Raw genomic sequence first — 21,430 nt, forward strand, 5'->3', positions numbered from 1 at the left:
ATGAATTTAGATTATACCATTCTTGTAAACTCGTCTGACAATTTTGAAGATTGCTGGGATCCGTTCTTTAAGCTCTATCAGAAATATTGGAACGCAACAGGAGTGCCTATCCTTTTAAATACTGAGTGGAAAACTGGGTATCGATATCAAGACTTGCCTATCCATTGTAGCATGGCCAATAGCAAGCATCCTGAACGAAGATTGACTTGGAGCGAATGTTTGTTAAATGCATTAGACCAAGTAGAAACAGAATTGGTCTTATACTTACAAGAGGATTATTTTTTAGAACAAGCCGTAGATGATCATTTGATCAATGAGCTGCTAACCTTGATGCTGGCCAATAAGAGATCAAATATATCGGCTTGACCCATTTTGGAAATACTGCTCCGTTTAAGCCATGGGCTAAAGATAAGCGTTTGTGCAAGGTGCTCAATACCAGGTACCGCATTTCTACCCAAGCTGGAATATGGAGTAAGGAAACTTTGAAAAGTTATCTTAAACCCGAAGAAAATGGATGGATGTTCGAAATTTTTGGTACCCAACGAGCAAAAAAGAAAAGAGACCTTTTTTTGACTTTGAACCGCGAAATCTATAATGAGGCCAATCCTGCTATGCTGTATACCCATACAGGTATCATCAAAGGCAAATGGCATCCAGCCATGCCAGCCTTGTTTAAGCTTAACCAGATTGAAATGGATTTTAGTGAGAGAGGAATTTATAAAGAAAAACCTTATTTATTAAGGAAATTAGAAACAGGTCTTAAATTGGTTAAAGATCCTTTTCTTTTTTATAATGGAATGAGGGGTAAATCATGAAGGTTTGGGTCATCAATCCATATGGTAATATTCCTGGAGAAGGTTGGCGTACTTACCGTACTACCTTAATTGCCAATGCATTCGTAGCTAACGGTCATCAGGTGGTCTCTTGGGTATCCAACATCCAACATCGATCTAAAGAGAAACGAGCCGAAACTTGGAAAGATATACAGGTCAATCCAAACTATCTGATCAAAATTGTCCCATCTACAGGTTATTCGGGGCATATTTCTTTTGCAAGGATAAAATATGAACGCACCTATGCAAAAAACTTATGTGCAAAAGCACTCGAAACCAATGAAAAGCCAGACCTCATCATTTTAGGAGAGCCCGCGCTTTTTATTTTTGACATCATTAAGAAATTGGTCAAACAGAAAGAAGCTGCTTTGATCATTGATGTGATTGATCTTTGGCCCGAACTGTTCAATATCCTTTTACCAAACCGATTGGATTTTTTAGGGAAATTCATTTTTGCCCCACTATATTATAGGAGAAATCTCTTATTCAAAAAAGCAGATGGAATAATGGCCGTGGCCAGAGATTACCTGCAGATTGGTCTTAATGCCAAACCGATGGTACCCGGTGCGGTGGTATATTGGGGACTGAATGTAGAAGAGGTAAAAGTACCTGTTGGTCATGATTATCAAAAAAAAGAGCTCAACAGCCTTGAGAAAAAAGATGGAGAAGTTTGGCTGGTCTATGCCGGTACGTTGGGCTCCAATTATGATATTGATACGCTATTGCAATGCGGACTATTGTTGGCCAAACGAAATGTAGGAGTTAAGCTATTGATTGCTGGTGATGGCCCCTTAAAAGAGAGAGTTGAACAATTTATTGCCACGGAGAAGCTAACCAATGTGGTTTATCTGGGTAGCCTGTTGCCACAAGACCTGAATCTGTTATACACAAAATGTGATATTGCTTTGTCAAGTTATGTGCTACATTCAACGGTATCCATGCCAATTAAAGCTTACGATTACTTAGCAGCAGGTTTGCCTTTGGTTAATTCGCTAGGCAGAGATTTGGGTAGTTTTGTATCAGAAAGACAAGTAGGTATACAATATCAGCCTGAAAATGCAGAAGCGATGTTTGCTGCGGTACTACAATTGGTAAATGATCAAGCCCTGCGTTTACAAATGAAAACAAATGCTTTGGTACTGGCTGACGAATTTGATGCGGTAAAACAATATCAGAAAGCTGTAGTATTGGCCGAAAAGGTTTTACAGATCAATCAACACTGACCACGTCCATTTAAAAACAATAGGTTAAAGATTGGCATATAATTTGCCTTGCTTTCAAATGCTTTATCGATGTAATTACTATTTTAATGGAATTGGTTACCTTTAAGGTTTTTGTAAAATAAATTAATGTAGCTTTACTTCTGCACTTGAATGAACATAGAAATTAGGAGATTAACACCGGCAGAGGCACATCCAATCGCAGCTTTACATTATAGCGCCTTTAAGGGTTTTTTTTTGACCTCTTTAGGTCAGCCTTTTTTGAAAGAATTTTATAAAGCGGTATTGATGCATAAAAATGGCATTGGCTTTGGGGCCTTTGCAGGTAATGATTTAGTTGGGTTTGCGATAGGTACACAACAAAATACGGGGTTTTATAGCGATATATTAAAGACGAATGGTGTAGGCTTATTGCTAAAGGCTCTTCCTAAGTTAATCGCACAACCAAAAGGTGTATTTCGATTGGTCAAGAGTTTTGGCAGTAAGGTAGGGACTACATATCAACATGTACCCATGCTTTTGTCAATTTGTGTAGATCAGGCTAAAGAATCGAAAGGAATTGGGAAGAATGTTTTAGTAGCCTTTGAAAAAGAATTGATTAAATTAGCCTATGATTGTTTAATATTGTCAACTGATACCCATGATAATTTTTATGCAAATCAATTTTATCACAAGAACAATTATACCTTTGTAAAATCTTTTTTTCAAGGTAAAAGAGAAATGAATTTATACTATAAGAAACTGATTACATGAGAATCCCTTTTTCTCCTCCATTTGTAGATGATGATGTGCTTAAGGAAGTTGAGGATACTTTAAGGTCTGGGTGGATCACCACAGGTCCAAAAGTAAAGGCATTGGAGCATGAAATCAATCAGCTTACTGGCTGTCAGCAAACCTTATGTGTAAACTCATGGACCTCAGGAGCTATTTTAACTTTAAAATGGCTTGGTGTAAAGGCTGGAGATGAAGTAATTGTACCAGCTTATACCTATGCCGCAACAGCATTAAGTGTAATTCATTGCGGAGCTACACCTGTATTGGTTGATGTGTTGACAGATTTTACCATTGATCCAGCTGCAGTAGCAAAAGCAATTACCAGTAGAACCAAAGCGATCATCGGAGTGGATATCGCAGGTCTGATGTGTGATTACGACCAGTTGAAAGAAGTGGTCAATCGTCCAGAAGTTCAATCGCTGTTTGTAGCGGAAAGTGAGGTGCAGTCAAAAATAGGACGCATCATGATCATTGCAGATGCAGCTCATTCAATAGGTGCCAAGTATAAAGGACGTAATGCTGGCGTATGCGCAGATGTAAATATCTTTTCTATGCATGCCGTAAAGAATATTACCACAGCAGAAGGAGGAGCAATCAGCCTACAGCTTCCAAGTAATTTTGATCCTAAAGCAGTATATGACCTGATGCGCCTCTGGTCACTAAATGGCCAGACCAAAGACGCATTCAGCAAAAGTAATGGGAGTGGTTGGAGATATGATATTTTGTTTGATGGCCTAAAAGTGAATATGCCTGATATCTGTGCTGCCATAGGTTTGGCGCAGATTCGTAAGTATAGTGGCCAGTTGATCAAGGATAGAGCCAAAATTGCCAATCAATACGAAACATTCTTTAATAAAAAAGGCTGGGCACAACCACCAACTTTAAAAGATGGCTCAAGAGAATCATGTTATCACATTTACGCACTCCGGATCAATGGTATTACCGAAAATGAAAGAGATGCGATCATTGAAAAGATAACAGCAGAAGGGATTGCTGTAAATGTACACTTTATACCATTGCCCATGTTAACCGCTTTTAAGGATAAAGGTTTTAATATCCAGGACTTTCCAGTTGCTTATGATAATTATGCCAGAGAGATTTCTCTACCTATTTATCCGCAGTTGACCAAAGAAGAGGTAGAATCAGATATGTACTGTAGTTGAGGATTCATACCATAGCATTAAGGCGAGTGAAAAGACTGCTTGACGTATTGCTTGCAGCCATAGGTCTACTGATGCTGCTTCCATTTTTAATTTTGATCAGTATAGTCATCTTAGTTACTTCTAAAGGGCCGGCCTTATATAAACAGGTAAGGGTTGGTCAATATAATAAAGATTTTAAGTTGTTAAAGTTCAGGACCATGTATCCCAATGCGGAAAAGGATGGTTTGTTGACGCTTGGTGAAAAAGATACCCGGATTACACCTATTGGTTATTTTTTACGCAAGTTTAAATTAGATGAACTGCCCCAGCTCATTAATGTATTGATTGGGGATATGAGTTTGGTTGGCCCTAGGCCAGAAGTGAGAAAGTATGTAGAGATGTATACACCAGCTCAACTCAAAGTTTTGACACTTAAGCCAGGGATTACTGATATGGCTTCTATTAAATATGTAGCTGAAAGTGCCATATTAGCTAATTATAAAAATCCAGAACAGGCCTACATCGATTTTGTAATGCCAGATAAGATCAAGATCAATTTAGAGTCCATGCAGATGAGCCAATCAGCTTGGGGCTCGCTCCAGATCATTGGACTAACCATCCGTTCCATTTTTAAAGGGAAATCCTGATGTTTCGTTGTTTATATCTTGCCGTTAGAATAAAACATTCCTTATTAAACATAGTTCGCCATAAATGTAATTTGCGCCCAATTAGATTATAAACTATCTTTATATAACCACCATTAATCAGGCCCCATTGATGAAAATTATAAAACTAACAAGTGCCTTGTTGCTGTTAATTGCTCAAAGCCTTTATTTGTCTGCCCAAACATTTCCTGTTGGGCTTTTACCCAACCTAGAAGACAATGTAAGAAGACAACAATTGTTAGGGAATGATACCTCAAAAAGATCTTTTATCATCAGGCCATTGTTCCTCTCGGCAACCGATGAACTGAAATATGGAGATGCAGACTCACATATAAATTTGCGTACCAGCATATGGTCGAGCAAAAACGAAAAAATTGGATTATATGCTTTGCCAATCACTTTACAACAACAGTACAATAGTCATCATCCTTATGGAATAAACGATGGAGCGATGATTCCTTCTAAAGGATACGAGACCATGTTATCGGCGGGTGTATTTTTTAAAGCGGGCCCTTTAACAGTACAATTAAGACCAGAATATGTGTTTGCACAAAATGCCAAATACCCAATTTTAACAGACTACAATCAACCAGCTAGTTTGATAAATAATTATTATGTCTATCAAAACTCTGTTGATGCACCAACTAGGTATGGTAATGGTTCTTATAGCAAATTGGATTGGGGACAAAGTTCTGTTCGTCTAAACTTTGGAGCAGCATCTGTCGGCATTTCAAATGAGAACTTGTGGTGGGGGCCAGGAAGGTATAATGCTTTGCTGATGACCAATAACGCTCCTGGTTTTAAACATTTGACTTTAAATACTTTGAGGCCTGTTCAAACTTTTATCGGTTCTTTTGAAGGGCAATTGATTGCTGGTAAATTAGAAAATTCAGGCTTTGATCAGCCCATAGGTTCTCCCTACAAGTCGAAAAGTCAGACTTGGCGTTACATCAATGGGATGGTCATTACTTATCAACCTAAATGGGTGCCTGGATTATATGTAGGCTTTGACCGGACCTTTATGGCTTACCATACTGATGTAGATAGTTTTGGAGATTATCTGCCAGTTTTTTCATTCTTAACTAAGGCTGCATATGCCAAAGACTCAAATTCAAATACAGAGGATGCAAAGAACCGAGACCAAAGAATCTCCTTTTTTATGCGTTGGGTATGGCCAGAGTCACGGTCAGAAATCTATTTCCAATATGGAAGAGAGGACCATTCTTGGAATGGCCGTGATGCCTTTTTAGAACCGGAACACAGTAGAGCATACGTAGTAGGTTTTAGAAAATTGATGCCATTGAAACAAAAAGCAAATGAATTCATCCAAGTGGGTTTAGAATTAAGCCAACTAGAATCGTCTAACAGCAATGAGGTTAGAGCAGCTGGTTATTGGTATTCACATTCGCAAGTGCTGCAAGGTTATACCAATAAAGGACAGTTTTTAGGAGCTGGTGGTGGACCAGACAATACGCAGACTCTTGATGTGGCTTGGGTAAAGGCATTGAAACGGATTGGCTTGGTGATAGAAAGAAGAGTACATAACAACGATTTATATAATCGTGCCTTTACAGCAACCAAAGATTCTAGAAGAAAATGGGTAGACCTCAGTGCGATCGGTCAATTTGATTGGACTTTTAAAAAATTTACATTGAATGCAGAAATGGGTCTTATCAAATCGTTCAATTACGAGTATTTTTTGCCAGATCCACCAACAGGAGAATATTGGTATGGTCCTAAAAATGATGTGACCAATTTTCATGCAAAGATCGGACTGATGTATTCACTTTAATCCATCTAAAAATTAACCAAAATATCTTAGTAGTGGGTTCAAGAAAATAAGTATAACCACTCTTAATTATTCCATGATCTACTACAATGACTGAGTTCGTACTTGAGATTTATTTCTTAATGTCTACGCTAAACCCATGTTGCTAGACTAAATGATAGCTTAAATCTACTAGAATTGAGCAAGCCACTTTAAAAGGATAAATTTACAAGCTTCATCAACTCAAGGTTTAAGCGTAAACCGCATGTAGATGGTGAATCTTTTAGTTGTTTAGCTAAAGGGATAGATTTAATAAGAAAAATGGAGATTTAAATAGTTGATTAATAGCTTTTTAAATTAATGATTTGCTTAAAAGTTGTTGAACTGTAAATTGTCAGTTGAATAGGCATGAATTTTGCTTTTAGATGACAATTCATTAATCAATACTTAAATGATTACATTAATGGACGATATAAAAATAACTCTAATTGGTAATTCGGTAAGCTCATGTTAGTATATTTGAAGAAATAATCTAATTGAAAAACGTTCTATGAAAAAAACAATCTACTTATTTATAGCTGTACTTTTTTTAAGTGCCTGCGGTGTTAAATACAAAACCATTCCTTATTTTGTTGATCTGCCTCCTGGCAATTTATCAGAGGAAATTCAAAATCAAACCATTCTCAAAATCCAAAAGGATGATATTTTAGCCATTACCGTTTCTAGTTTGAGTAATGAGGCTTCAGCCATTTTTAATATGGGCAATACCGCGGTAATGCAAGGGGGGTCGGCAACTGGAAGTAATGCTGCAAATGCTGTAAATGGATTTATCGTAATCAAAACGGTTCTATACAATTACCATATTTAGGTTCTATTAAGGTAGAAGGTTTAAGTACGGCAGATGCAAGAGAAATGATACAAACGAAGTTGATCAAAGGCGATTATTTAAAAGAGCCAGTGGTTAGCTTACGCTTAACAAATTTTAAAGTATCAGTTCTAGGAGATGTAGCCCGTCCGGGGGTATATCCTGTACAAAGTGAAAGAATAACTGTAATTGAAGCCTTAGGCTTGGCTGGAGACTTAAACATCACGGCCAAGAGAAATGATGTACTCTTGGTAAGAGAAAACCAAGGTAAAAGGCAACAGGTTCGTTTAGACCTACAAAGTAAGGAATTGTTCAACTCACCTTACTATTACCTGCAAAATAATGATGTACTGGTGATCACACCAAGTTCTGCTAAATACGCCAGTGTTGACTCGAGTTATAGAAATGCCAGCTTAATTATTTCTGCATTATCTGTAATTGCCATAATCATTTCTCGTTTTTAATTTATCATATTAATGAATAATACTACTAAAGAACAACATGCCTCCCCATCAGATTCAGAGATTGAAGAGTCAACTGTTAATGTAAGGGAAATTATAAACAAATATATCTTTCATTGGCCAGTTTTTGTTTTAGGAATAACCATCTGTCTAATCGCAGCTTTTTTCTATTTACGTTATACGGTAGAAGTATATGCAGTAAATAGCACTTTATTGATCAAAGATCAGAAAAAAGGTGGAGGAGTAGCTGGAGATGATCTATTGAATGAGCTGAACCTATTTGGGAGCTCAAAAGTTGTGGATAACGAGATTGAAATCCTAAAATCCAAAACATTGATGCGTAAAGTGGTTAATCGCCTAAATTTGATGATTGGCTATAGTGTGGAAGGTAGAGTTATTCAATCAGATATTTATGAGACTAAACCTGTTGAAATAGGTGTAATAGAAATTGATAGCGCATGGTATGGTAGAACACTTAATTTGAGTTTTCCTTCTGCTACCACATATGTAATTGAAGACCCATTAAATAGGGTGAAAATGAGTGGCTTACTGGATTCTTTACAGCGGAATAAATTTGGAGTTTTCAAAATTACGCGTAACCCGAATTTTAATAAATGGAGAAAGCTAAACAAAAATCTGATCAACTTATCAATCCGTAATCCTTTATCTGTAGCAGATCAATATTTAGGAGACCTTACAGTTACCTTAGCAAGTAAACAATCAACAGTGTTGAGTCTGAAATTGCAAACTACTGTTCCACAGCGTGGTAAAGATGTGTTGAATACATTGGTGCAGGTCTATAATGAAGCCGCATTGGCTGATAAAAATAAAACTACACAAAGTACGATGGAATTTATCGATGTGCGTTTGAAACTGATCAGCGGTGAATTGACAGATGTAGAAAAAGATGTAGAAGGTTTTAAGAGTACCAGAGGTATTACCAACATGAGTAATGACGCGACCTTGTTTTTGGATAATGTAAAAGCGAACGATGTAAGGTTAAATGAGGTCAATCTAAAACTCTCTGTAATACAGGATATTCAGCGTTATGTAAACTCTACCTCTTCTGAAGAAAAATTACCGAGTACATTAGGTATCGAGGACCCCGTATTATTAGGACAGATTACACAATTGAGCGAATTGCAGGCACAAAGAGATAAACTCTTTGCAACTGTTGGCGCAAACCACCCAAATATTGCTATTATTAATAAACAGATAGAATCAGCTAGAGATGGTATCAAATCCAATGTAGATAATATTTTCTTGTCCTTAAATAATACCAAAAAAGCGCTACAAGGAAATGAATCGCAGAATCCAAAGCTCTATTAAAAAGATTCCAGGTCAAGAAAGACAATTGCTGAGCATAGAAAGACAAAAAGCCTCTAAGGAAAGTATCTATGTGTACCTATTGCAAAAAAAGGAAGAGGCAGCTTTATCTTATGCTTCTTCGGTTGCTGATAGTAGAGTGGTAGACCCAGCATTTGGAGGTAACGCCCCGATTAAACCAAAGAGACAATTGATCTATTTGGTGGCTTTAATTGCTGGCGTATTATTACCAATCAGTTATATCTATGCCAAAGGTTTGCTAAATAATAAAATCGAAAATACTAATGATATTTCCAAATTAACAGCTGTACCAATATTAGGTGAGATTTTATATGAAGAGGGCTCAGGTGCAATTGTGGTACAGGCCAATAGTAGAAAGGCTATAGCCGAACAGTTTAGAGCCATCCGTACCAATATGCAGTTTTTGCATGGCAAACCAGAACCTGGTAAGGGAAAAGTAACACTTTTTACCTCGAGTATGTCTGGAGAAGGAAAATCATTTGTGGCCAGTAACATTGCTGCAGCTTTGGCCATCAGTGGTAAAAAAACAGCCTTGCTGGAGTTGGATTTAAGAAAACCGAAAGTAAGTAAGTATTTGGATTTGGCAAATAAAAGTGGTTTGAGTAACTATTTGATTGGTAAGGCAGAAATTAAAGATATCATTCAGCAAACAAAAGTGAATGAGAATTTCTTTGTAATCGGCTCTGGTCCAATTCCTCCTAATCCATCGGAGTTATTGATACAACCAGAAATCGAAACTTTACTTGAATATCTAAAAGCGAATTTCGACGAGATTTTAATCGATACACCACCAATCGGGCTGGTAACAGATGCACAGATTTTAGCACGTTTAACCGATGCAAGTATCTACTTGGTAAGACAAGATGTAACCTATAAGGCGCAGATCAAAAACTTAGAAGAATTACGTCGTCTTCATAAATTCCCTAAGCTTAATGTGGTATTAAATGGTGTTAAATTGGGCGGAAGTTATGGTTACGGTTATGGCTACGGTTATGGCTACGGTTATGGATATTATTCAGACGATGTGAAACATCAAAAAAGTACGGTAAAGAACTTTTTCAAAGGCTTCTTCAAAAGATTTTAACAATTATTAATTATGAGTTTAGATACACAAAGCCCAAAAATTGCAATCATTGGACTTGGATATGTAGGATTGCCTTTAGCGGTTGAGTTCGGAAAGATATTTCATACCACAGGATTTGATATTAATCAGGTTAGAATACAAGAACTAAATGAAGGATTAGACAGAACATTAGAAATTGAGGGCGAATTTCTGCAGTCGGTGCTAGAAAAAAGCCATGCAGACTGTTTAGCAGATTCTTCTCTTCAATTTTCAAGTGATATAGATTTCATAAAAACATGTAATACTTTTATCGTTACAGTTCCAACTCCAGTAGACAAAAATAATAGACCAGACCTTACTCCTTTATATAGAGCAAGTGAAACCGTTGGTAAGGTTTTGAAAAAAGGCGACATCGTGATTTATGAGTCAACAGTTTATCCTGGTGTTACTGAAGATGAATGTGTACCAGTACTGGAAAAAATTTCAGGGCTTAAGTTTAATATAGATTTTTTCGCAGGATATTCTCCAGAGCGTATCAATCCAGGTGATAAAGAGCATACCGTAACAAAAATCTTAAAAGTGACCTCTGGTTCTACACCAGAAATAGGGCGTAGGGTTGATGATATCTATAAAAAAGTAATCAAGGCAGGAACACATTTGGCACCTTCTATCAAAGTAGCAGAGGCAGCTAAAGTAATTGAGAATTCGCAACGTGATATCAATATTGCTTTTGTAAATGAATTGGCAAAGATCTTCAATATTTTAGATATTGATACCCATGCAGTTTTAGAGGCCGCAGGCACGAAATGGAATTTTTTACCATTTAAACCTGGGCTAGTAGGTGGACATTGTATTGGAGTTGACCCATATTACCTTGCACAAAAAGCACAAGAGAAAGGATACCATCCAGAGATCATTTTAGCCGGTAGAAGGTTGAATGATAGTATGGGCGAATATGTGGCTTCTCAGATCGTGAAGTTAATGATCAAAAAAGGAATAGCCATTTATGGTGCCCAGTTATTAATGTTGGGTTTTACATTTAAAGAAAACTGTCCTGATGTTCGCAACACCAAAATAGTTGATGTGGTAAAAGCATTAGAAGACTATGGCATTACGGTTGCGATTTATGATCCATGGGCAAGTCCAGCTGAAGTTTCGCATGAATATGGGCTAACTACAACTAAACAACTACCAAAAGAAAAATATGATGCAATTGTATTAGGCGTTGCACACAAAGAATTCTTGCAAATAGATTTTTCGGCATTGCAGAAGGACAAAAGTATACTTTATGACGTTAAGGGGATGCTTGGCAGTAGAGCAGATGGTAAACTGTAATAGATTAGATCTAAAAGCTATAGTAGAATTTAAATATAAATATAAAGATGTACAACAAAGAGTTATACCATATTCCATACCATACTAAAGATTTATCCTCTTATAAGTTTTTAATTACAGGAGGGGCTGGATTTATTGGAAGTAATATTGTAGAATACTTATTGCGCTATAATGCTGGTCAGGTAAGGGTACTTGATAATTTATCAAATGGATATTATTCAAATATTGAAAAGTTCATTGAACTTCCTAATTTCGAATTTATAAAAGGCGATATCAGAGATCTAGAAACCTGTAAAAAAGCAGTAGAAGGGATGGATTTTGTAAGCCATCAAGCAGCTTTGGGATCTGTTCCACGTTCAATAGTTGATCCAATAACTTCTAATGAAACAAATATTTCAGGTTTCCTGAATATGTTAACAGCGGTAAAAGATGCGCCAAATGTTAAAAGAATGGTTTATGCTGCTTCCTCATCTACGTATGGAGATAGCAAAGAACTACCAAAGGTAGAAGGTGTAGAAGGAAAACCTTTATCTCCTTATGCAGTTACCAAAGCTGTAAATGAACTTTATGCAGATGTATTCAGTAAGGTATATGGTTTCCATACCATTGGTCTACGCTATTTTAATGTGTTTGGTCCTAAGCAAAATGCCAATAATCCATATGCTGCAGTTATCCCAATTTTTTGTAAGCATTTTATAGAAAATACAAGCCCTACCATAAATGGTGATGGGATAACGAGTAGAGATTTCACTTTTGTAGAAAATGCTGTTCAAGCAAATATAAGGGCTTTGCTTTATGACAAGCTCGAGAAGCATGAGGTCTTTAACATGGCCTGTGGTGATCAAGTAAGCCTAAATGAAATGATAGAAATGCTTAAAAGGATTTCTAACAAAGATATTAATGCAGTATATGGTCCTGAAAGAGCTGGTGATGTTAAACATTCAAAAGCAAGTATTGAAAAAATATCTAGAGAATTGAACTACTATCCTGAGTTTAAATTTGAAAAAGGGCTGAAGATTGTTTTTGATTGGTATCAAAATGAAATGTTAGAACAAATAAAATAGATATATTATATGCTTACAAATAAATCGATTTTGATTACGGGCGGTACTGGTTCATTAGGTAAAGCCTTAACAAAACATATATTAAAGGTTTGGCCAGAGGTTAAGCGTATTGTTATATATTCTCGAGACGAACAGAAACAATTTCAGATGGCGCAGGAATATTCTGGAGATGAATACCCGCAACTAAGATTTTTTATTGGGGATGTGAGAGATAGAGAGAGATTAAAAAGGGCAATGAAGGGAATTGATTATGTTATCCATGCTGCGGCAATGAAACACGTTCCTATTGCAGAATATAACCCTGATGAGTGTATCAAAACCAATATTGGGGGTGCCCAAAACGTGGTGGATGCTTGCTTGGAAACCTCGGTAGAAAGAGTGGTGGCTTTATCAACAGATAAGGCTTGTGCACCTATCAACTTATATGGTGCTACAAAATTAACATCAGATAAATTATTTGTTGCCGCCAATAATATTAAAGGCCACAATCCAATTCGTTTTTCTGTGGTGCGCTATGGTAACGTAATGGGATCTAATGGACTCTGTAATTCCATTTTTCATTAATAAAAAGAAAGATGGCAAACTACCTATAACCGATCCTAACATGACCCGCTTTAATATCTCACTGCAAGGTGGTGTAGATATGGTAATGCATGCATTGTTTAACGCCTGGGGTGGAGAAATTTTTATACCAAAAATCCCTTCTTATAAAATAACAGATATTGCCATGGCGATAGGCCCAGAATGCGAACACCCAATCGTCGGTATCCGTCCTGGAGAGAAAGTGCATGAAGAAATGATGACCACTTCTGACTCTTTTTATACTTATGACCTAGGTAAATATTATACAATCTTACCTGCAACCCATAGTTGGAAATTAGAAGATTTCAAAAAGGAATTTAATGCAGTTAAAGTAGAAGAAGGCTTTGCTTACAATTCTGGCGACAATACAGAATGGGAAACAGTTGATAGTTTAAGAGCCTTGATCAAGGAGCATGTTGACTCAACATTTGAAATGTAATGGAAGATAAAATCATCCCTTATGGTAAACAGCACATCACTGAAGAAGATCTACAAGTTGTAGCACAAGCACTTCAGTCAGATTATTTAACACAAGGGCCAAGAATAGCAGAATTTGAGAAAGCATTTGCAGAATATGTAGGTGCCAAATATGCGGTTGCAGTAGCTAACGGTACAGCTGCCCTGCACTTATGTACATTAAGTTTGGATGTAAAAAAAGGAGATAAGGTAATTACTACCCCGATCACTTTTGCAGCATCAGCCAACTGTGTCCGTTATTGTGGGGGTGAAGTGGTCTTTGCAGATATTGATCCGGCAACTTACCTCTTAGATATCAATGCAGTTAGAAAATTACTAGAAGCATCGCCAAAAGGTACATACCAAGGCATTATACCAGTTGATTTTGCAGGTAGGGCTGTTGATCTAGAAGCATTCAGGAATTTGGCCAATGAATATGGCTTATGGATAGTTGAGGATGCCTGCCATGCACCTGGGGGTTATTTTAAAGATTCAAAAGGTGTGGATCAAAAATGTGGTAATGGTCAGTTTGCCGATCTGGCAATTTTCTCTTTTCATCCAGTGAAACATATTGCATGTGGAGAAGGAGGAATGGTCACCACAAATGATGAAAAACTATATAAAAAGCTGTTACAGTTAAGGACACACGGAATTGTTAAAAGTGAAGATGCTTATACCAATAGCATCGAGTTTGCTGGGGGTGATGAAACCTATCCGTTATGGTATATGGAAATGCAAACACTTGGGTTTAATTATAGATTAACTGACTTTCAGGCTGCCTTGGGTTCAAGTCAATTGAAAAGAGCAGATGAAGGTTTAGACAGAAGAAGAAGTATTGCAGCTAAATATGCAAGTGCATTTAAAGGAAAAAATTTCATTAAAGGACAGAGTGGTTCAATAGAAGGGCATGCTTATCATCTATATGTAGTTGAAGTAGAAAATCGTTTAGGACTATACAATCATTTAAGAAAGCATAAAATATTTGCACAGATCCATTATATTCCTTGTCATTTAATGCCTTATTACCGCCAGTTTGGATGGAAAGAAGGAGATTTTCCACAATCTGAAAATTACTACAAAGGATGTATCAGTTTACCCATGTATCCAACCTTAACTGATGAGGAACAAGAATTTGTTATTCAAAGCATAGATAATTTTTATAGCTAATGAAAGCCGTATTGCAATCAAGTTTAAACTTAGTAGAAAAGAGTGAATTTGAAGGCTCCATTTTTTACAAGAAGCATTATTTAAGCTCGTTTAACTTTACAAGCTCTTCATTGGCCTATTACCAGACCTATTTTGGAGAAGATTTTATTGACAAGTCGATATTAGTGTATGACGATTCGGCTCCAGTACTGGCCATGGTTGCATACGCTGCAAAAGATAAGTTAACCCATTTTGGTGGGCCCATTACTATCATAGAAGGTGTATTTGAATCGGTTGAAAAAAAACAGCAGGCTTATAGATTGCTGATTCAGAAACTGAACGAGCTTGTAAAAAAGGATACAATTGAAGAAATGTATTTTTATGCCAATGAGTTTATCAGTGCCGAGTATTTTTCAAAGATTGAGGATATAGAGGTAGAGTTTAGTTCTGTAATCGATTTAAATATCTCTGAAGACCTGATCAAGATGAATATTAGAAAGAGCTATAAATCATTAGTGAATTGGGGTAAAAATAATCTTGAATTAGACATTATAAAAAAAGACAATGCATCTCTTGAAAAGTTCAATACGTTTAGAGATTTTCATATTAAAGTAGCTGGGCAAAGAACCCGAAGTGATGAGACTTGGCAAAAACAATATGAAGCTATTCTTTTAGACGAGGCTTTTTCGGTAATGGGGTATCTACAAGGTCAACTCGTATCCTGTTCGTACATTATGTTAGGTAAGGAAATTGCTTATTACGGTGTCGGAGTTTACGATAGGCAATTGATGGAACAGAATTTACCAATTGCACATTACAATATCTTAACTTCAATTAATTTAGCCAAGAGTTGGGGCTGTAATAAGTTTGATTTAGGTTTTATAAATAATGGCAATCAAAATGCAAAAGAAACCAACATTTTTAAATTTAAAGCAGGGTTCTCTAATCAGCTCATTTTAAAAAATAAATTCATTGTCAAATTTCCAAAAGGTAGTGAACAATAGACGGCAAATATTTTTAGCACTTGATCAATAACAGCAGATGGATTCAAAAAAAATAGTCTTAGGAACGGTACAGCTGGGGATAGATTATGGAATAAATAATAAGGCAGGTAAGCCATCCAAACAGCTGGCCTATACAATTCTTGAAACAGCTTGGGAGAAAGGCATTTCTATATTGGATACTGCAGATGCTTATGGAGATGCTCAGACCCTTATAGGCGAATATCATAAGTTAAGCAATACTGTTTTTGAAGTGAACTCTAAATTTAAAGGCAATGCTATAAATATAAGCTCACAGTTGGAGAGAACTTTGAATGAATTGAGAATTGATAGCCTGAATTGTTATTTTTATCATGATTTTAATGATTTCGTTAATAAACCAAATCTGATACAAGAGCTTATAGCTTTAAAAGAAAAGGGGAAATTTAAACAGATTGGATTATCTGTTTATGAAAACTCAGAACTTGAATTAGCCATCTCAAATCCTCATATTGATTTTATTCAATTACCTTTCAATCTATTTGATAATATCAATGAAAGAGGAATTTTATTGCAAGAAGCAAAAAAACAGCAAAAAATTATTCAGGTAAGGTCTATTTATCTGCAGGGTTTGTTTTTCAAAGAGCCTCAAGCTCTACCCATTAAATTAGCGCCATTATCTCCTTATTTGGATCAGATTCATGAAATTGCTAAAACCTATAGACTAACTATAGAAGAATTGGCTATAGCCTATGTGATGCTCCAAAAACAAATCGATGAGATTATCATTGGTGTAGACAATCCAGATCAACTGAAAGTAAACTTGGAGATGTTTGGTAAAGAGTTTGATCCATTATTACGAAATGAGATCGAAAAAATAACAGTAGAAGAAAAAGAATTATTATATCCAAAAAATTGGAATTAAATGAAAGTATTGGCTATTACCCAAGCTCGTGTGGCATCAACTAGATTGCCCAGGAAAATCCTTAAAACAATTAATGGCCTACCATTATTAACCATTCATTTGAAAAGGACTCTTGGAGTCGGCACTGATTAGCAAATTAAAAATTGCTACGACGCATGAAGAAGGTGTAGAACCGATCATCGATATCTGTAATGAACTTGGTGTGGCATATTATCAAGGCTCGTTAGATGATGTACTGGGTCGTTTCTATCAGGCTGCTTTACCAGAAAACCCTGATTGGGTAGTGAGGTTAACTTCTGATTGCCCTTTAATAGATCCAGCGATGATAGATAAAGTAGTAAGGGCAGCAATTGAACATGATGTAGATTATGCCTCCAATACTTTAAACCCATCTTATCCAGATGGAATAGATGTTGAAGTATTCAAGTTCTCAGCATTGGAAAAAGCATTTAAAGAGGCTACATTGACTTCTGAAAGAGAACATGTAACACCTTATATCTGGAAAAACTCAGATGTTAAAGGAGGGCATATCTTTAAAGCTTTGAATGTAGAAAATGCAGAGGATTTGTCGTTGATCAGACTTACGGTTGATACCATCGAAGATTTTGAAGTTATAGAAAAGTTGGTTCAAATTGAAGGTACAGACAAAGATTGGCTGACCTATGTTGATACTTTAAATAACCATCCAGAGATCAAAGAAATAAATCAAAAATATAGACGTAACGAAGGTTACGATAAATCAATTGACCTAGAGAAATAAAATAATTAATTGTATGGGAAAAGGACAAGAGTTATATAAAAAGGCAAAAACCTTAATACCTGGAGGTACAATGTTATTGTCTAAAAGACCGGAAATGTTTTTGCCAGAAAAATGGCCTTCTTATTTTTCTAAGGCTAAAGGCTGTAAGGTTTGGGATTTAGATGGAAGAGAATTAATTGACATGTGTATCATGGGCATCGGTACCAATACACTAGGTTATGGTAATGATGAGGTGGATGCAGCTGTAATGGAAACGGTGAAAAATGGAAACATGAGTACCTTAAGTTGTCCAGAAGAGGTCTATCTTGCAGAAAAATTAATAGAGATCAATCCATGGGCAGATATGGTAAGATTTGCCAGGAGTGGTGGAGAAGCCAATTCAATTGCCATTAGGATTGCAAGAGCAGCATCGGGTAAAGACAAGGTAGCTATTTGTGGTTACCATGGTTGGCACGATTGGTACTTGTCTGCAAACCATAATGATGGTGATGAACTTTCAGGCCACTTACTCCCAGGTTTAAGTCCAAATGGTGTTCCGAAAAACCTAAAGGACACTGTCTATCCTTTTCATTATAATAATTATGAGGAGCTTTTATCTATCGTTGATAACAATGAGATAGGGGTAATCAAAATGGAAGTATTAAGAAACTTTGGACCTGAGGATAACTTTTTGCAAAAAGTGAGAGACCTAGCTACCCAGAGAAACATTGTATTGATCTTTGATGAATGTACTTCGGGCTTTAGGGAAACTTATGGCGGTATCTATAAAAAATACGGAGTAGAGCCAGATATGGCCATGTACGGAAAGACAATTGGTAATGGTTATGCGCTAACAGCTGTTGTGGGTAAAAGATCTGTAATGGAAGCTGCACAGACTACTTTTATCAGCAGTACGTTTTGGACAGAGCGCATCGGACCTACAGCTGCCTTAGCTACATTGAATGTAATGGAAAGGATCAAATCGTGGGAAACGATTACAGCCATTGGAAAAAAAATGCAAAAAGGTTGGTTAGACCTAGCCAAAACGCATCATCTTTCTATAAGTGTTGCGGGTATACCTGCATTGAGTACCTATAGTATCAATAGCGACAACGCACTAGCTTATAAAACACTGGTTGCACAAGAAATGTTAAAGAAAGGGTTCTTGGCCAGTACTAATTTTTATGCCTGTACAGAACATAGTGATGATAAATTTGAACTGTATTTTAATGCTTTAGATGAAGTTTTTGCAACAATAAGCAAATGCGAGAATGAAAGTGAAAAGATAGAAAACCTATTGGAAGGACCTATTGTGCACTCCGGTTTTAAAAGATTGAATTAATTGGAAAAGTTGGCGGTTTTTTTCAGGGCAGATGGAGGTAATCATATTGGCTTAGGGCATTTGGTTAGGTGTATTGCTTTGGCCCAGATGATCGAAAGCCACTTCAACATCAACTTTGTTTGCAGATCTATACCAGAAAAAATCGCCAATGATATTGACCAGCTTCAATTTAAGCTAATCCGTATAAAAGAAGAAGAAGAATTTCTAGCGCTTTTAAAACCTGTAGATATTGTGGTACTAGATAGTTACGAATTGGATTCGAGCTATCAAAAAAAGGTAAAAGCAAAGGGTTGTAAATTGGTTTATATTGATGATTTAAATCAACAATCCTTTTTAGCCGATTTGATTATCAATCATACGCCTAATGTAAATGGAGTAGATTACCATGCACAACTTTATACACAGTATGCGTTAGGCTTGTCCTATGTATTATTAAGGCCTATTTTTTTAAAAGCGGCAAAAGAACCAAAAATAAAGCTGCCAATCAAAACAGCTTTTGTCTGCTTTGGTGGTTCTGATAGTAAGAATTTAACACAATTGGTAGTTGATGTCCTTAAAAAAGACAAACGATTTGAACACATATTGATTGTAACCGGTGCTGCCTATGCGCATTTAAATGAGTTGGAACAAGCGATTAAAAATGATTCAAGGTGTAAGCTGTCACATGCAATTACATCAGAAGAGATTTGTGAGCTCATGCAAAAGGCTCAGCTCGCAATTGTTCCTGCAAGTGGAATTTTACAAGAAGCCATAGCAGTAGGCTGTAGGATCATTTCAGGTACCTATGTTGATAACCAAAAAAATATATTTGAAAAATATAATGCTTTGGGTGCATTCGAAAGTGCAGAAGATTTTTCAAGAGACCATCTCATCAACGCAATAGATCGGTCATTTGAAAATGAAGACTTACCTATCAAAACATACATTGATGGCAATTCATGTGTTAGATTGTTAAATGCATTTGAGCAGTTGGTTAAACAAGACGAACTCGTTTTAAGACAAGCCAATGAGCAGGATGTACAAAAAACATTTGAATGGGCAACTGAGCCAAAAATAAGGGCATTCTCATTCAATACTGCTCCAATAGTGTATGCAGAACATGTAAATTGGTTTACCCAAAAAATAAATCATAAAGATTGCTGCTATTTGATGGCTTCCATCAAGGGCCATAGCATAGGTTCAATTAGATTTGATATCAAAAATAATTCAGCACTGATCAGTTACCTGTTAGTACCTGCATATCATCATCAAGGTTTAGGTATTTTGTTGCTTAAAAAGGGTGTCGAAAAGTTAATTGAAATCAATAACGAGATTAAAGAAGTAATAGGTTACGTATTGCCACAAAATATAGCCTCCATTAAAGCCTTTGAAAGGCTAGGTTACCTGCAATTAATGGAAGCGGAGAGTTTTAAATTTGAAAAAAAGATAGGGTCATGAAAATAGGAACGTTTGAAATCAATAAGAATAGTTCGGTATTTATTATTGCAGAGTTATCGGCAAATCATAATGGAAGTTTGGAAAATGCTTTGTTAACGATCAAAGCGGCAAAACGTGCTGGTGCAGATGCGATTAAGCTACAAACTTATACTGCAGATACAATTACGCTTGATGTTAAGAATGATGACTTTAGATTGAAACAAGGAACCATATGGGATGGTAAATACCTTTATGATCTTTATCAAGAAGCCTATACTCCTTGGGAGTGGCACGAACAAATTTTCAATGCAGCCAAAGCAGAAGGTCTAATCTGTTTTTCATCACCATTTGATAAAAGCTCAGTTGACCTTCTAGAATCATTAGATACGCCAGCCTATAAGATTGCCTCTTTTGAAATTACGGACATTCCGTTAATCGAATATGTAGCCTCAAAAGGGAAACCAGTTATCATATCTACTGGAATAGCTACCTTAGAAGATATCGATTTGGCCTTAGCTGCCTGTCACAAAATGGGGAACAAAGATATTGCCTTGTTGAAGTGCACATCTTCTTATCCTGCCCCAATTGAAGAGGCAAATATCATGATGGTTAAAGATCTAGCTGAAAGATATGGGGTAATCAGTGGTTTATCAGATCATACCATTGGCAGTACAGTACCAGTAGTAGCTACCTGTTTTGGTGCTAAGATCATAGAAAAACATTTCATCATAGATAGGGCTATTGGTGGTCCAGATGCGTCATTCTCTATGAATGAGGAAGAGTTTACTGCGATGGTAAAATCGGTGAGGGAAGCGGAAAAAGCAATTGGGCTTGTTGATTATCAGTTAACGGAAAAACAATTAAAGGGACGGGACTTTTCTAGGTCTTTATATGTTGCAGAAGATATAGAAGAGGGTGAAGTGTTAACAGCAATAAATGTAAGGTCTGTTAGACCGGGCTTTGGGCTGCATCCCAAACATTTTAACGAAGTTTTAGGTAAAAAAGTAACCAAAAGCATAAAGAAAGGTACGGCTTTAAGTTGGGGGTTTTTAGAAACAACAACCTTACCTACTGTTTAACTTTCCCATTAGACCAAGCTTTTAAAATATGCTCTTCAACTCGTTAAGCTTTGCCATTTTTCTACCAATAGTCTTTGTACTTTATTGGTTTGGAACAAAGGGAAACCTAAAACTACAGAATATTTTATTACTCGCTTCGAGCTATTATTTTTATGCTTGTTGGGATTGGCGTTTTCTATTTATACTGGTTTTTTCAATTTTACTAGACTATTTTACAGGAATTAAAAT

23 protein-coding genes are annotated in these 21,430 nt (G+C 36.4%); all 23 read left to right on the forward strand.

From position 1 onward, the window contains the following. The 23 genes from ACFJIZ_RS19960 (at window position 1) to pseI (ending at window position 21,202) form a co-directional block, all read left to right on the forward strand. Entirely contained in the window at window positions 1–366 is a 366-nt protein-coding gene (locus ACFJIZ_RS19960; protein WP_379088165.1) for a hypothetical protein, read from the forward strand. After that, window positions 363–815, forward strand: coding sequence for a hypothetical protein (locus tag ACFJIZ_RS19965; protein ID WP_379088168.1), 453 nt, complete (start codon window positions 363–365; stop codon window positions 813–815). Before ACFJIZ_RS19960 ends, ACFJIZ_RS19965 begins: the two co-directional genes overlap by 4 nt. Next, window positions 812–2,056 carry a glycosyltransferase family 4 protein gene (locus ACFJIZ_RS19970; protein ID WP_379088171.1) on the forward strand — a complete coding sequence of 415 codons (1,245 nt, stop codon included), beginning with the start codon at window positions 812–814 and terminating at the stop codon, window positions 2,054–2,056. The genes ACFJIZ_RS19965 and ACFJIZ_RS19970 overlap by 4 nt, the downstream gene beginning before the upstream one ends. 150 nt (window positions 2,057–2,206) lie before the next feature. Continuing rightward, complete coding sequence (locus ACFJIZ_RS19975) at window positions 2,207–2,806, forward strand: GNAT family N-acetyltransferase (RefSeq protein ID WP_379088174.1); 600 nt, start codon at window positions 2,207–2,209, stop codon at window positions 2,804–2,806. Next, window positions 2,803–3,990 (forward strand): DegT/DnrJ/EryC1/StrS family aminotransferase, encoded by a 1,188-nt coding sequence (locus tag ACFJIZ_RS19980; protein WP_379088177.1) that lies wholly within the window; start codon window positions 2,803–2,805, stop codon window positions 3,988–3,990. Before ACFJIZ_RS19975 ends, ACFJIZ_RS19980 begins: the two co-directional genes overlap by 4 nt. 26 nt (window positions 3,991–4,016) lie before the next feature. Beyond that, complete coding sequence (locus ACFJIZ_RS19985) at window positions 4,017–4,616, forward strand: sugar transferase (protein WP_379088180.1); 600 nt, start codon at window positions 4,017–4,019, stop codon at window positions 4,614–4,616. A gap of 130 nt (window positions 4,617–4,746) precedes the next feature. Continuing rightward, complete coding sequence (locus ACFJIZ_RS19990; RefSeq protein WP_379088183.1) at window positions 4,747–6,426, forward strand: capsule assembly Wzi family protein; 1,680 nt, start codon at window positions 4,747–4,749, stop codon at window positions 6,424–6,426. Window positions 6,427–6,952: 526 nt separating this feature from the next. After that, window positions 6,953–7,270 (forward strand): hypothetical protein, encoded by a 318-nt coding sequence (locus ACFJIZ_RS19995; RefSeq protein WP_379088186.1) that lies wholly within the window; start codon window positions 6,953–6,955, stop codon window positions 7,268–7,270. Window positions 7,271–7,275: 5 nt separating this feature from the next. Continuing rightward, window positions 7,276–7,731: a polysaccharide biosynthesis/export family protein gene (locus ACFJIZ_RS20000; RefSeq protein ID WP_379094149.1), complete on the forward strand. Its 456-nt coding sequence runs from the start codon at window positions 7,276–7,278 to the stop codon at window positions 7,729–7,731. Between the two features lie 12 nt (window positions 7,732–7,743). Next, a complete protein-coding gene (locus tag ACFJIZ_RS20005; RefSeq protein ID WP_379088189.1) occupies window positions 7,744–9,057 on the forward strand; it encodes a GumC family protein in 1,314 nt (437 codons plus the stop codon). Further along, window positions 9,029–10,159, forward strand: a complete 1,131-nt coding sequence (locus ACFJIZ_RS20010) for a polysaccharide biosynthesis tyrosine autokinase (protein WP_379088192.1) — start codon at window positions 9,029–9,031, stop codon at window positions 10,157–10,159. The genes ACFJIZ_RS20005 and ACFJIZ_RS20010 overlap by 29 nt, the downstream gene beginning before the upstream one ends. A gap of 12 nt (window positions 10,160–10,171) precedes the next feature. Next, complete coding sequence (locus ACFJIZ_RS20015; protein WP_379088195.1) at window positions 10,172–11,473, forward strand: nucleotide sugar dehydrogenase; 1,302 nt, start codon at window positions 10,172–10,174, stop codon at window positions 11,471–11,473. 47 nt (window positions 11,474–11,520) lie between these two features. Continuing rightward, complete coding sequence (locus ACFJIZ_RS20020; protein ID WP_379088198.1) at window positions 11,521–12,537, forward strand: SDR family oxidoreductase; 1,017 nt, start codon at window positions 11,521–11,523, stop codon at window positions 12,535–12,537. A gap of 9 nt (window positions 12,538–12,546) precedes the next feature. Then, window positions 12,547–13,101, forward strand: coding sequence for an SDR family NAD(P)-dependent oxidoreductase (locus ACFJIZ_RS20025; RefSeq protein WP_379088201.1), 555 nt, complete (start codon window positions 12,547–12,549; stop codon window positions 13,099–13,101). Next, on the forward strand, window positions 13,073–13,558 hold the full coding sequence (locus tag ACFJIZ_RS20030; RefSeq protein ID WP_379088204.1) for a polysaccharide biosynthesis protein: 486 nt from the start codon (window positions 13,073–13,075) through the stop codon (window positions 13,556–13,558). Before ACFJIZ_RS20025 ends, ACFJIZ_RS20030 begins: the two co-directional genes overlap by 29 nt. Continuing rightward, window positions 13,558–14,742 (forward strand): UDP-4-amino-4,6-dideoxy-N-acetyl-beta-L-altrosamine transaminase, encoded by a 1,185-nt coding sequence (gene pseC / locus ACFJIZ_RS20035; RefSeq protein ID WP_379088207.1) that lies wholly within the window; start codon window positions 13,558–13,560, stop codon window positions 14,740–14,742. Before ACFJIZ_RS20030 ends, pseC begins: the two co-directional genes overlap by 1 nt. Further along, the gene (locus tag ACFJIZ_RS20040; RefSeq protein ID WP_379088210.1) at window positions 14,742–15,725 is read left to right on the forward strand and encodes a hypothetical protein; all 984 of its coding nucleotides are present in this window, start codon (window positions 14,742–14,744) and stop codon (window positions 15,723–15,725) included. The genes pseC and ACFJIZ_RS20040 overlap by 1 nt, the downstream gene beginning before the upstream one ends. Before the next feature lie 37 nt (window positions 15,726–15,762). Next, window positions 15,763–16,626: an aldo/keto reductase gene (locus ACFJIZ_RS20045; protein WP_379088213.1), complete on the forward strand. Its 864-nt coding sequence runs from the start codon at window positions 15,763–15,765 to the stop codon at window positions 16,624–16,626. Further along, window positions 16,627–16,758, forward strand: a complete 132-nt coding sequence (locus tag ACFJIZ_RS20050; protein WP_379088216.1) for a cytidylyltransferase domain-containing protein — start codon at window positions 16,627–16,629, stop codon at window positions 16,756–16,758. It abuts the gene before it with no gap. Then, window positions 16,739–17,386 (forward strand): cytidylyltransferase domain-containing protein, encoded by a 648-nt coding sequence (locus ACFJIZ_RS20055; RefSeq protein WP_379088219.1) that lies wholly within the window; start codon window positions 16,739–16,741, stop codon window positions 17,384–17,386. Before ACFJIZ_RS20050 ends, ACFJIZ_RS20055 begins: the two co-directional genes overlap by 20 nt. Window positions 17,387–17,399: 13 nt before the next feature. Continuing rightward, window positions 17,400–18,707, forward strand: coding sequence for an aminotransferase class III-fold pyridoxal phosphate-dependent enzyme (locus tag ACFJIZ_RS20060; RefSeq protein ID WP_379088222.1), 1,308 nt, complete (start codon window positions 17,400–17,402; stop codon window positions 18,705–18,707). Further along, entirely contained in the window at window positions 18,708–20,144 is a 1,437-nt protein-coding gene (gene pseG / locus ACFJIZ_RS20065) for a UDP-2,4-diacetamido-2,4,6-trideoxy-beta-L-altropyranose hydrolase (protein ID WP_379088225.1), read from the forward strand. Next, entirely contained in the window at window positions 20,141–21,202 is a 1,062-nt protein-coding gene (pseI, locus tag ACFJIZ_RS20070; RefSeq protein WP_379088228.1) for a pseudaminic acid synthase, read from the forward strand. The genes pseG and pseI overlap by 4 nt, the downstream gene beginning before the upstream one ends. Window positions 21,203–21,430: the final 228 nt, after the last annotated feature.

This window comes from Pedobacter sp. UC225_65 (assembly GCF_042698365.1).
Classification (GTDB): Bacteria; Bacteroidota; Bacteroidia; order Sphingobacteriales; family Sphingobacteriaceae; genus Pedobacter.